The sequence below is a fragment of the Gillisella vitis genome (genome assembly GCF_021559775.1).
Taxonomy (GTDB): Bacteria; Pseudomonadota; Alphaproteobacteria; order Rhizobiales; family Rhizobiaceae; genus Allorhizobium; species Allorhizobium ampelinum.
The window spans coordinates 349,295-361,340 of sequence record NZ_CP056047.1; the positions used below are offsets into that span (position 1 = coordinate 349,295).

Annotated in this window: 12 protein-coding genes; 7 read left to right on the top strand and 5 right to left on the bottom strand. The window is 58.3% G+C overall.

Annotated features, from left to right (window positions below):
- The first annotated feature begins 1 nt into the window (after window position 1).
- The 6 genes from AVCG78_RS01590 to AVCG78_RS01615 all read left to right on the top strand — a co-directional run bounded on the left by AVCG78_RS01590 (window position 2) and on the right by AVCG78_RS01615 (window position 4,841).
- Window positions 2–1,906: a potassium transporter Kup gene (locus AVCG78_RS01590; RefSeq protein ID WP_071202484.1), complete on the top strand. Its 1,905-nt coding sequence runs from the start codon at window positions 2–4 to the stop codon at window positions 1,904–1,906.
- Between the two features lie 308 nt (window positions 1,907–2,214).
- Complete coding sequence (locus AVCG78_RS01595) at window positions 2,215–2,562, top strand: AtpZ/AtpI family protein (protein WP_015915076.1); 348 nt, start codon at window positions 2,215–2,217, stop codon at window positions 2,560–2,562.
- Between the two features lie 77 nt (window positions 2,563–2,639).
- Window positions 2,640–3,392, top strand: coding sequence for a F0F1 ATP synthase subunit A (locus AVCG78_RS01600; RefSeq protein WP_015915077.1), 753 nt, complete (start codon window positions 2,640–2,642; stop codon window positions 3,390–3,392).
- Window positions 3,393–3,459: 67 nt separating this feature from the next.
- The gene (locus AVCG78_RS01605) at window positions 3,460–3,687 is read left to right on the top strand and encodes a F0F1 ATP synthase subunit C (RefSeq protein WP_003588243.1); all 228 of its coding nucleotides are present in this window, start codon (window positions 3,460–3,462) and stop codon (window positions 3,685–3,687) included.
- 79 nt (window positions 3,688–3,766) lie between these two features.
- Complete coding sequence (locus tag AVCG78_RS01610; RefSeq protein ID WP_071584976.1) at window positions 3,767–4,351, top strand: F0F1 ATP synthase subunit B; 585 nt, start codon at window positions 3,767–3,769, stop codon at window positions 4,349–4,351.
- A gap of 4 nt (window positions 4,352–4,355) precedes the next feature.
- A complete protein-coding gene (locus AVCG78_RS01615) occupies window positions 4,356–4,841 on the top strand; it encodes a F0F1 ATP synthase subunit B (protein ID WP_071202488.1) in 486 nt (161 codons plus the stop codon).
- 156 nt (window positions 4,842–4,997) lie between these two features.
- Here AVCG78_RS01615 and AVCG78_RS01620 read toward each other — a convergent pair whose 3' ends face one another.
- Both AVCG78_RS01620 and AVCG78_RS01625 read right to left on the bottom strand, forming a co-directional pair.
- Window positions 4,998–5,678: a ribonuclease HII gene (locus AVCG78_RS01620; protein WP_071584978.1), complete on the bottom strand. Its 681-nt coding sequence runs from the start codon at window positions 5,676–5,678 to the stop codon at window positions 4,998–5,000.
- A 557-nt stretch (window positions 5,679–6,235) separates the two neighbouring features.
- Window positions 6,236–7,393, bottom strand: coding sequence for a PA0069 family radical SAM protein (locus tag AVCG78_RS01625; RefSeq protein ID WP_071202492.1), 1,158 nt, complete (start codon window positions 7,391–7,393; stop codon window positions 6,236–6,238).
- A gap of 270 nt (window positions 7,394–7,663) precedes the next feature.
- On the opposite strand from AVCG78_RS01625, the gene AVCG78_RS01630 reads away from it, so the two are divergent.
- On the top strand, window positions 7,664–8,185 hold the full coding sequence (locus AVCG78_RS01630; RefSeq protein WP_071202494.1) for a glycosyltransferase family 2 protein: 522 nt from the start codon (window positions 7,664–7,666) through the stop codon (window positions 8,183–8,185).
- Between the two features lie 77 nt (window positions 8,186–8,262).
- Here AVCG78_RS01630 and moaB read toward each other — a convergent pair whose 3' ends face one another.
- The 3 genes from moaB to AVCG78_RS01645 form a co-directional block, all read right to left on the bottom strand.
- Window positions 8,263–8,811: a molybdenum cofactor biosynthesis protein B gene (gene moaB / locus AVCG78_RS01635; RefSeq protein ID WP_071202496.1), complete on the bottom strand. Its 549-nt coding sequence runs from the start codon at window positions 8,809–8,811 to the stop codon at window positions 8,263–8,265.
- Between the two features lie 111 nt (window positions 8,812–8,922).
- On the bottom strand, window positions 8,923–9,795 hold the full coding sequence (locus AVCG78_RS01640; RefSeq protein ID WP_071202498.1) for a 4-(cytidine 5'-diphospho)-2-C-methyl-D-erythritol kinase: 873 nt from the start codon (window positions 9,793–9,795) through the stop codon (window positions 8,923–8,925).
- A gap of 47 nt (window positions 9,796–9,842) precedes the next feature.
- Window positions 9,843–11,702, bottom strand: coding sequence for a tetratricopeptide repeat protein (locus AVCG78_RS01645; RefSeq protein ID WP_071584979.1), 1,860 nt, complete (start codon window positions 11,700–11,702; stop codon window positions 9,843–9,845).
- Window positions 11,703–12,046 lie beyond the last annotated feature (344 nt).

Here is a 12,046-nt window from a genome sequence, read left to right on the forward strand (position 1 = left end):
GATGTCCCAGGAAAACACCCACGCCGCACCGGCTGAAAAGAAAGACCTGCGCAGTCTGATGCTGCTGGCGCTCGGTTCGGTCGGCGTCGTCTACGGCGATATCGGCACAAGCCCGCTCTATGCGTTTCGCGAGGCGCTGAAGCCGATTGCCCATGACGGCATTACCCGTTTTGAGGTGATCGGCCTGACTTCGCTGATCGTCTGGACGCTGACGATCATCGTCACGCTGAAATATGTGCTGTTTCTGCTGCGCGCCGACAATGACGGCGAAGGCGGCACCCTGTCGCTGCTGGCCTTGCTCAGCAAATCGGCGGGGCGTCATACCGTTGTCCTGATGGTGTTGGGCCTGGTCGGCGCAGCGCTGTTTCTGGGCGATGCCATGATCACGCCTGCGCTGTCAGTTCTGTCGGCGGTGGAAGGCTTGAAACTGGTGGCGCCGCAATCCTCCGGCTTCATCGTGCCGATCTCGGTGGTCATCCTGATCATGTTGTTTGCCGTCCAATCGCGTGGTACGGGCGCGGTTGCCAATTTCTTCGGGCCGATCACCGTGGTCTGGTTCCTGGTGATGGCGGCAGGCGGTATCGGCCATATTTTCGACGATCCGGCGATTTTCCGGGCCTTCAATCCGATTCATGCCGTGACCTTCCTGTTTCAGGAAAAGTTTCTCGGTTTCGTCGTGCTGGGCGCGGTCTTCCTGACCGTCACCGGCGCCGAAGCACTCTATGCCGACCTTGGCCACTTTGGCCGTCGTCCGATCCAGTGGGCGTGGTTCGTGCTGGTGTTTCCGGCCTTGGTGCTGAACTATCTGGGCCAGGGCGCGCTGGTGCTGAAGGACCCGGCGATGGCATCGGACCCCTTCTATCTGATGTTCCCAAGCTGGGCCATCCTGCCGGTCATCATCCTGGCGACGGCGGCCACGGTCATTGCCAGCCAGGCGGTGATAACAGGGGCGTTTTCCATGGTGCGCCAGGCCATCCATCTCGGCTTCCTGCCGCGCATGGAAATCCTGTTCACCTCGGAAACCAACACCGGACAGATCTATCTTCCTGCCGTCAACACGCTGCTGCTACTCGGCGTTCTCAGCCTGGTGCTACTGTTTGAAAGCTCCGATGCACTCGCGACCGCCTATGGTATTTCCGTCACCGGCGCCATGGTCGTCACGACAATCATGGCGTTTGAATTCGTGCGCAAGAAGTGGAAATGGTCGGTTTTCGTGGCGCTGTTGGTGATTGTGCCGCTTCTGGCTCTGGAAACGGTTTTCCTTGGCGCCAACCTGCTGAAGATCCACGATGGCGGCTATATTCCGGTGCTGTTTGCGGCTGGCTTTACCATCGTCATGTGGACCTGGCGGCGCGGCACGGCCATCCTGTTTGCCAAGACCCGCCATGCCGATATTCCGCTGTCCTCGTTCATTTCCTCGGTGGAGCGCAAGAGCGAGCATGCTCCGGTCTGCGTGCCGGGCACGGCAATCTTTTTGACCAGCGACCCGGAAACGGCGCCTGCTGCCCTGCTGCATAATCTTAAGCACAATCACGTTCTGCATGAGAAAAACATCATCCTGACCATCAAGACCGTCAACCGGCCCCGCGCCAGCGAAGCGGAACGCTTCGTGGCCGAGAGCCTCTCGGAGCGGTTCAGCCGGGTAGAGATCCGCTTCGGCTATATGGAACAGCAGAATGTCTCGCAGGCGCTGGCCAAGCTGCGCAAGGGCGGGCTGAAATTCGACATCATGTCCACCTCCTTCTATCTCGGCCGCCGCAAGCTGGTGCCGGACGCCAAGGCAGGCATGCCAAACTGGCAGGACAGGCTGTTCATCGCGCTGGCCAATTCGGCAACCGACCCCTCGGATTACTTCCGGCTTCCGGCCAATCGCGTCGTCGAGCTTGGCTCGCATGTGATCATCTGATCGTTATTTGTGGCGGTGTTTCGCGTGACGGGCATCGCCGCAAAGCCGCACCGATTCCGGGAATTCACCGCCCGGAACGCGGCTTTTTAATGCCACTTTCTGTGGGGAATTCGAAAATTTCGTCTAAGGAACTGATTTTATTCGGTTAATTTGTCGTGAAACAACCCTTGGCAATGCCTTGACTATCAAAGCTCGCAAAATTATGGTGCGGCCAAATTAAGAACCGGTCGGACCATGTGTAAATCCGAGCTGTTTGCATACTCGGACAAGGCTTTAGCAGCCGGACTGGGATCGGACGGGGAGGGCGCATGGACGATCAGGAAAGAGAATTGGAACGGCGTCGCAGCCATCTCGGAGCCAAGCTGGCTGCGAAGGATCTGCGGACGGGGGAAGAGGCCGCACAGGACGAGCGGGCGCAGGCAAGCCGAAAAGGTTATGCCCAGGCCATGAAGCTCTCCAGCGAATTCCTTTCCGCCATCATCGTCGGTATCATTCTGGGTTTCCTGATCGATCATTTTGCGGGAACCTCGCCTTGGGGGCTTATCGTCCTCCTGCTGTTGGGGTTTTGCGCCGGTGTGCTGAACGTGTTGCGTGCGGCAGGAAAGGTGGCTTCGCCCCATCCTGCGGATCGCAGCTCGGACGGCAAAGGGAAATAACACGGCGGATGCCTGGCATCCGGCGGACGAGGTAAGGAACGCTGCCTGAGGGTGGCAAAAGCGAGAGAGATCACCAGGTGTCAAACGATCCGACCCATCAGTTCCAGATCCACAAGATTGTTCCGATCGAGATTGGCGGCATTGATTTCTCGTTCACCAACGCCTCGCTGTTCATGGTGGCGACGGTGGCCTGCGCAGCTGGCTTCCTCTATTTCGCCACATCCAATCGCGGCCTGATTCCCGGTCGGGCGCAGTCGGTCGCGGAAATGTCCTATGAATTCGTGGCGTCGATGCTGCGGGAAGGGGCGGGCAGCCACGGGATGAAATTCTTCCCCATGGTGTTCTCGCTTTTCATGTTCGTGTTGACCGCGAACCTTCTCGGCATGATGCCCTATTTCTTCACCATTACCAGCCAGATCGTCGTCACCTTTGCGTTGGCGATTTTTGTGATCGGCACGGTGTTGGTCTACGGTTTCTATAAGCACGGCCTTGGCTTCCTCAATTTGTTCGTGCCCTCTGGCGTCCCTGGCGCTCTCTTGTTACTCGTGGTGCCGATCGAGGTGATCTCGTTTCTGTCGCGCCCGATTTCTCTGTCGATCCGGTTGTTTGCCAATATGCTGGCAGGCCACATCACATTGAAGGTGTTTGCGGGCTTCGTTGCCTCGCTTGGCAGCCTTGGCGCCCTTGGCGTCGGTGGCGCGCTCCTTCCTCTCGCTATGACCGTCGCACTGACCGGTCTGGAGTTCCTGGTTGCCTTCCTTCAGGCTTACGTCTTCGCGGTACTGACTTGCATGTACCTGAACGACGCAATCCATCCCGGTGGGCACTAAGGATATCGACATTGGCGTAACAAGCGTCAGTCATTCGCCGCAATAACCATTTCAAAGGAGTACTCTCATGGAAGCGGAAGCAGCAAAGTTCATCGGCGCAGGTCTGGCTTGCTTTGGCATGGCCGGCACGGCTCTCGGCCTTGGCAACATTTTCGGCAGCTACCTGTCGGGCGCACTGCGCAACCCGTCTGCCGCTGACAGCCAGTTCGGCCGTCTGGTATTCGGCTTCGCCGTTACGGAAGCTCTGGGCATCTTCTCGCTGCTCGTAGCCCTCCTGCTCCTGTTCGCTGTCTGATTTCAGCGCAATTCAGGATCACGGCCGGCCTTCGATGTCGGCCGTGATCTTTTGTATTAGCAGGATACTGGAGGCGAGTATGTTCGTTACCCCCGCCTATGCCGAGGAAGTCCCGGCAACGGCTGAGACCCACACGGAAACCGGCGTTCCCGCGGAAGCCGGACATGGACGAGGCGTATTTCCGCCCTTCGACCATTCTACCTTCCCATCGCAGCTGTTGTGGCTGGTCATCACCTTTGGCCTGTTCTACATTCTGATGCAGCGGGTCATCGTGCCACGCGTCGGCGGTATCCTCGAAAATCGTCACGACCGGATCGCCAAGGATATCGATGAGGCCAGCCGCCTGAAGGCGGAAGCGGATGCCGAAGTCGAGACCTATGAAAAAGAATTGACCGCCGCTAAGGCGAAGGGCAACCAGATCGCCTCTGCCGCGCGGGAAGCCGCCAAGGCCAAGGCTGCCGCCGACCGCGCTGCTGTCGAGGCTGAGCTGTCCAGCAAGGTTGCTGCGGCGGAAGCTAGCATTGCAGCAATCAAGACCAAGGCTTTTGCCGAGGTCGATACGATTGCCACGGAAACCGTTGCCGTCATCGTTGAGCAGCTGACCGGTGCAAATGTCACCGTAGCAGATGCGCAATCGGCTGTTGCCGCTGGCAAGAGGGGCTGAGCCGATGCAATATGATGCAACTTTCTTCGCTTTTGTTGGCCTGGTGCTGTTTCTGGCACTGATTGCCTATCTCAAAGTCCCGGGCATGATGGCTAAGTCGCTGGATGCACGTGCAGACAATATCCGTGACGAATTGGCGGAAGCCAAGCGCCTGCGGGAAGAAGCCCAGCAATTGTTGGCGGAATATCGTGCCAAGCGCAAACAGGCTGAAGCGGAAGCTCAGGCCATCGTTGCTGCCGCCGAGCGCGAAGCAGCCGCCCTGACGGAAGAAGCCCGTCAGAAGACCGAGGAATTCGTTCAGCGCCGCAATGCGCTGTCGGAACAGAAGATCAAGCAGGCCGAAACCGACGCCATCAATGCGGTTCGCTCAGCTGCTGTCGATCTTGCAATCTCGGCTGCAGAGATCCTGTTGAAGCAGAAAGTCGACGCCCAGTTGCAGTCAGGCCTGTTTAATTCGTCTGTAAGCGAAGTGAAAAGCCGTCTGAACTGAGATTGTTCATCAAGGATGAATTGAAAGCCGGGTTAAGCCCGGCTTTTTTATGTTCGGGTGTTGGCAGTGTTACTCAGACGACAATCGAATCCGTTTTTCGAAAAGAAAAACGAAATTATCTCCATTGCAATCTGTACCGGACATCTTCTTATTTCTTCACCGTTCATCCTGTAGGCGCAGAGGACTAAAACTCATCCGGTGAAGGGGGCAGGGACCATGATCGGCGATGGCTTTCTGGTGGACCTTGGTGCCGTAGCCCGCATGGGCATCAAATCCGTATTGGGGGAAGACCAGGGCGGCGCGCGTCATCATCCGGTCTCGCATGACCTTGGCGACAATCGATGCGGCGGCAATGGAGAGCGATCTTGCATCGCCTTTGATGACGGCAGTGCCTCCGCAGATTAGGCCTGGGGGAACGTCCCGGCCATCGCAAAGCAGATGGGCGGGGGCGAGTGAAAGCCCGGCTGCGGCCCGGCGCATGGCGTCGAGGCTGGCTTTGCGAATATCCCGCCGGTCGATATGATCGGAGCCTGAAGAGGCGATAGAGACCGTTGCCGTTGCCAGGATCTGAATAAAAAGCGCCTCGCGTTTGGCAGCGGTAAGCTTTTTCGAATCGTTGAGACCATCAGGAATGGCCTCGGGGTCGAGAATGACTGCTGCGGCCACCACCGGCCCGGCCAGTGGGCCGCGTCCGGCCTCATCTGTGCCAGCCACTGGCCAGCAACCTTTGGCTCTGAAACTCTCTTCCAGCGAAAAATCCGGCCCGGTCTGGGGCAGGGTGAAAAGATTGGGCATGTCGGATGGAGAACGTTTTGGCATGCGGCAGACCTCGCACATCATCCGCCTGGCTTGCAAGCCCGTTGCATACTTCTTGAAACCAGAATCGGCTGAAAGAATTATGCAACAGGCATAAAGAGCTACAGCGTCATGTCTTAGTGTGACAGCCATGCCTGCCATGGCGACATTATTGCATCGGACCGAGATCGTAACAAGCATAGGTAGGGTCAGGCTATGACAACTGCCAATGTTGGAAGAACCTCATGCATCCCTGCTTTGGCGGCCAGTAATATTATCTCAAATGGACAAGACGGCAGAATACCAACAGCCACTGTTAATGGCTGTTGGTAAAAGGCTTCGGCGTCGCCTTGATGTAGAAGGATCGAAAGGGGTCGATCCTTCTACCCGAGACGCGACGCCGCGCCGGACAAGCGGTCAAGGAAACCGCTTCCGGCATTTCCGAGGGCCGCCCTTGCGGTAGGCGGTGTGGCCTCGGAAAGAGAAGGTTGAAATTTATGTGCGTGGTGCCGGGTTGGATGGATAGTCCGAGGTCCGGGGCGGAGACGCCAAAGCTTTCACTTTCTTGCGCCCGCGCTGCCAAGCCGAACAATGGTTCGTTACAGCAGCGATAGCTGCACACCATTGCCCATAGGCGGGATGAACAGATCGTCGCGCAATTGCATGCTCCGACGGCCCATGCCGAGACGTTTGGTGGCTATCTCGAAACGGCGGCTGATCTGCCAGGCATAGGGGCCGGTGCCTTTCATCCGCTTGCCGAATTCCGCATCGTAATCCTTGCCGTCGCGCATTGAGCGCACCAGCGACATGACATGGCGATAGCGGTCAGGATAATGTTGCAGCAGCCAGTCACGAAACAGCGGGCTGACCTCCAGCGGCAGGCGCAACAGGACATAGCTCGCCTCCGAGGCTCCGGCTGCCTTGGCAGCGTCGAGGATACGCTCAATTTCATGATCATTCAGGGCGGGAATGATCGGCGACACCAAGACGCTTGTCGAGATGCCAGCCTCGCTCAGGGCCTTGATCGCCTCCAGCCGACGGCTTGGAGTCGAGGCGCGGGGCTCCATGGTCCGGGCCAGTTTGCGGTCCAGCGTGGTGACTGAAATACCGACCTTGGCCAGGCCCTTTTCGGCCATATCGGCCAGAATATCGATGTCGCGTAGCACCATTGCCGACTTGGTGACGATGGCAACCGGATGATTGGCCTCCTTCAAGACCTCAAGCAATTGCCGCATGATCCGCCATTCCCGCTCGATGGGCTGGTAAGGATCGGTATTGGTACCGATGGCGATGGTGCGGGGCTTGTAGCCGGGTTTGGAAAGTTCGCGCTCCAACAGCTTCGGCGCATCCGGCTTGGCAAACAGCCGGGCTTCGAAATCAAGCCCTGGAGACAGGCCCATATAACTGTGGCTCGGCCGGGCAAAACAATAGATGCAACCATGCTCACAGCCGCGATACGGATTGACCGAACGATCAAAGGGAATGTCCGGCGAATCATTGCGGGTAATCACCGTCTTTGGCCGCTCCACCTGGACTTCGGTGCGGAAAGGCGGCATGTCTTCGAGACTTGCCCAGCCATCGTCTTCCAACTGCCGCTCCAGCGTCTCGAAACGCCCGGAGGGATTGAGACCCGCGCCGCGTCCACGCCTGCGTGCGCCATCCACCCGAAGCCCCGAGGTTACCAGTAGCGCGTCGGCAATATCCGCCGTATTGGCAGGCTGAAAGGCAGCCTGCCTGACATCAGACAGTACGGTCATTTGGAACTCCTGACGAGCCAACCGGCCCTTTCATGAGCTCAGATCTAGCGTTAAAATGAGAACAATGCAAGAACAAAATACCAATCTCGAAAACGTAATCAAGGATTGTATAAAATAAAAAATACACCAAAAAATATATTAAGTCGTCGCAATGAGAAGTAAAAAACAGCATGTCCTGCTCTATCCACTTGCCGATCTGTCCTCGATCAAATTCCAGTCAAGCACGGTTCACCCGTGGTAAAGCATGATGCATTGCGGTATGAGTAACGCATGTTGACTGTTATTATCGAATGCCGCGATCAGGAAAGCGAATTGGCGCAAACCTTGACCACCCTTGTCGCCGGGGCGGTGCAGGGTATTATTTGTGACGTGGTTGTTCTGGATCATGGGTCCAGCGATGGGACGTCGCGGTTGGCCGATGCAGCGGGCTGCCGATTTCACATGATCTGGGATTTGCGAGATGTGGTTGCGGCAGCCAGGGGCGAGTGGTTGCTCCTGGTCGAGCCAGGCGCCCGGCCATCCTCTGGATGGATCGAGGAAGTAGCGGAATATGTGGCACTGAACAGCGCGCCGGCCCGGTTTTCACCCTCACGGCATCATAAGCGTCCATTTTTTCGGCGCTTCACCCGACGCGGTCCGCCGTTGGAACATGGATTTCTGCTGCGAAAGAGCCAAGCTCAATCCCTGGTCAAGACGGGCATGAAGCTCGCTGATCTGGTCGCTGGGCTGAGGGGCAGGGCGCTGTCCAGTGAAATGGTGCCAGCTTGGGCTGTCCGCCAGGCACGGGCTTAACATTGCCAGCTTAATTCACTATGGCTTAGATAGTGTTGATGGGCCTACTGCCATATTGGCCCAGCCAGTGTTTCGTTTTACGCCTTGTCCCGCTTCAGATGCTCGGCCAGCCGCGGCATGATTTCCACGAAATTGCAGGGCCGGTAGCGATAGTCCAACTGTTGCGCGAGAATACCATCCCAGCCATCCTTGCAGGCACCGGGAGAGCCGGGTAGGACGAAAACGAACGTGCCATTGGCAAGCCCGGCTGTGGCGCGCGACTGGATGGTCGAGGTGCCGATTTTATCATAGGAAATTCGGTGAAACACGGCGGAAAATCCGTCCATCCGCTTGTCGAACAGCGGCTCCACCGCCTCCGGCGTGACATCCCGACCGGTAAAACCGGTGCCACCGGTGGTGATGATCACGTCGACATCCTGCGATTGGCTCCAGGCGCGCACTTGGTTGGCGATCCGATCGGCATCGTCGGGGACGATGGCGCGGTCGATGAGCTGATGCCCAGCCGTCTCGATCCGCTCGACCAGCACATCGCCAGAGCGGTCGTCGGTCAATGTCCTGCTGTCCGACACCGTCAGAACGGCGAAGCCGAGGGGAATAAAAGCGCGTGTTTCGTCCAGTCCGGGCATGTGAGGTCTCCGATACAGCATGTTTTCCGAAAGCGTGCAGAGGCTTCGGGAAAAGACATGCGAAAACACAAGTCTATAGCATGTCAGGTGAATTCCGAAATACGCGACAGGCTATAGGGTCTGGCTCGCCTGAAAATACCAATCCGGCCGCGCCGTGAGAAGCGCTTTTTCAGCGGCAAATGCAGCGTCATAGGTGGGGTAAAGGCCAAAACAGGTGGCGCCGGAGCCGGACATCCGGGTGACAAGCGCGCTGGTTGCTTCGATCATCCGGGAAAGCTCGGCAATGTGCGGACACAAGGTTTCGGCGGCGGGTTGCAGATCATTGCGCAATCGGCGGAGCGTCTCTATCCATGGGTCTTGGTCCATCAGCGTTGGCAGCGGGCCAATCGGTGGATTGTCGCGCCTGGTCATCGCCTTGAAGATCGCTGGTGTGGACACCGCCTGCAACGGATTGCCGAGCAGGAGGCCAAAGCGTGGCAAGGCCGGCAGGGGTGTCAGGGCTTCGCCAATGCCTGTGGCGCGCAAGGATGTGCTTGCAAGGCACATCGGCACATCTGCTCCCAGCTTTAGGGCCAGATCCTCCAGGGCGGCTGGCTCAAGATGGCTGACCCATAGGCGCTGTAAAGCCCTCAGCGTGGCTGCGGCATCGGCTGAACCGCCACCAATGCCGGACGCAATTGGCAGATTTTTTTGTAAGGAGAGGGCAACGGGCGGCGCAGGCATGCCCTTGGCCAGAGTGGCTGTTCGCAACAGATCCCGCGCCCGAATAACCAGGTTTCCAGCCGGATTCTCCGACTGAAGCTGGCCTGCAAAGCGCCCCGACAGGGTAAATTCATCCTGTCGGGCCGTTTCAACGGTGATCACGTCGCCATGTTCGGCAAATGTCACGAGCGTATCGAGAAGGTGGTAGCCATCATCCCGCCTTCCCGTAACATGCAGGGCAAGATTGATCTTTGCCGCTGCAATTTCACGAAATACGGTCATTGGGGTTCCTGCCTCGCCCTGCTTGAAAACCAAGGTATCGGCGATACTCAGGATTTCTTTTCAGGTTGGTCCGGGGTCTGCGGCGTGGGTGCGGGCGCCGGGGCGACCGGCGGCGTGGCTTCGGCTGCCCCCGGCCCGGCGGGCAGGTCAGGCAATCCCTTTTCCAGCTTTTCCTGCACCGTGGCGATCAGCTCAGGTTCCGGCTTGAACGCCAGGACCTGACGCCACTGGAAGGTGGCTTCCAGTTTGCGGCCAACCCGCCAATAGGCGTCGCCCAGATGGTCGTTGATCGTCGCGTCACCGGCCTTCAGCTGCACTGCGCGCTCCAATTCCTCGACCGCCTCGTCATATCGGCCCAGCCGATAATAGGCCCAGCCGAGCGAATCGACGATATAGCCATCATCAGGTTTCAGCTCGACGGCTTTCTTGATCATCTCCAGGCCCTCCTGGAGATTGCGGTTCATATCCACCCAGGAATAGCCGAGATAGTTGAGAACCTGTGGCTGCTGGGGATTAAGCTCCAGCGCCTTGCGGAAGTTTGGCTCGGCCTGGTCCCATTTCTTCAGGCGTTCATAGGCAATGCCGCGCTGGAAAAACACCGGCCACTGGTTCTTTCCGGGGGCCGAACCAAGAATCTCCGCTGCCTTGTCGTAATTGGCGGCCATTTCGGTGTAGTCCTTGGCATCCGACAGCACGCTGCCATAGGCCAGATAGGAGCGGATATCCTGCGGATCGGAGGCGATCAGCGATTTGAGATGGGCCTTGGATTCCTCGACCTTGCCGGTTTCGGCCAGCGCCAGACCCAGCTGCATTTCGGAAATCCGCCGCATCGGCGATTCGGCCGGCACCTGCTTGTAGAAGGAAATGGCCAGATCAGTCTGCTTGTTGCCCTCGGCAATGCCACCCAGCATGATCAGCGTATCGGCACTGTCGGGATCGAGCGCCCGCGACAATTGCAGATAGAGCGCAACGGTGTCCTGGGTTCCCTGGCGGTTCAGGGCGCCACCGATCGAAAACAGCACTGAGGCTGCTCCTTCATCGGCGGTGGCCGCCTGCGGCTTGGGAACCTCGCCCTTTTCGATCCGCTCGCGCATCGCCTTGAAGGGCGGATAATTGTTCAACACTTCGTCGCCAGCCGCCAGCGCATCGAGCGCTTTCTGCTTGTTGCCGGTCTTGGCTTCCAGCGTCGCCAGGGCCATGACAGCCCGCAGGAACGTGTCGGGCGCGGTCGCGCCGCCCTCGCGGTCGGTGATAACGCCGCTCAGATAGCTGCGGGCCTTGGTCTCGTCGCCAATGGCGGCAGCCATCACGCCCGCATTGTAGTTTTTGAAAATGCCGTACCAGTCCGGGCCTTTCATCTTGTCGAGATCGGCAAGGGCTTCCTTGCCACGCCCGGCGCCCATTTTCGCCCAGGCGGTCAGCAGCGCATTGGTCAACCGGTCGAGATCGTTCGGCCCCTTATAGGCAAGGACTTTTTCCGCCGTGCGGTATTTCTTGCCTTTGATAGCCTCCAGACCGCGGACAATGGCAGTAATGCGCTCAACGGCCTGATCCTTGCGCAGCTCGTTGGCGTATTTCGCGCCTTCCTCGAAGCGGCCAGCCATCAGCAGCGACAGCATCAGGCTTTCGCGGATTTCCAGATCCTGCGGTTCGAAACGCAGCGCCTTCTCGTAAAGGGTCACGGCGGTTGTGAAATCGCGGTCGGTATTGGCCGTGCGGGCCGCCAGATACGCGCCGGACAGAGTATCGACCTCATCAAGATCGAAGCCATCGACCGGCTGTTTTGCCGTTTCTGCCGCCATCGCTACCGGCGGAGCCAGGAAGGACGGGAGGACGCCCCCGCTGAAGGACACCAGAAGCAGGAGCGCTGTGCCCGAGAGGAAGCGTTTGGCAAAGATCTGCCGCATGAAGAAGCCTTTCAACCAAGATCACCGGTCATTCGACCGGATCGGGCAACCAGGGTCACCGGCCATTCTGGCCGGATCGGAAAATTCAACATCAGGCCAGCGAATCAGAAGGCTGCGAGGCTCGCTGCCAGCCAGGTCGCTGAGACCGGAACATGATATGTAAGAGCCTTGCCCCCACGTGACCAGTCAATGTGATGGCAACAGAATGGCTTTTTTGCGTAAGTGACATAAAAACCTCCCGGAACGTGTTAGCGGCAATGGCTCCCGGTTTTCCGGAGGAACGTCGGAGCATTTCAGCGTTTCAAGAAAACCGGGTGTCTTTGGTGGATGTATTTCCAGATGCC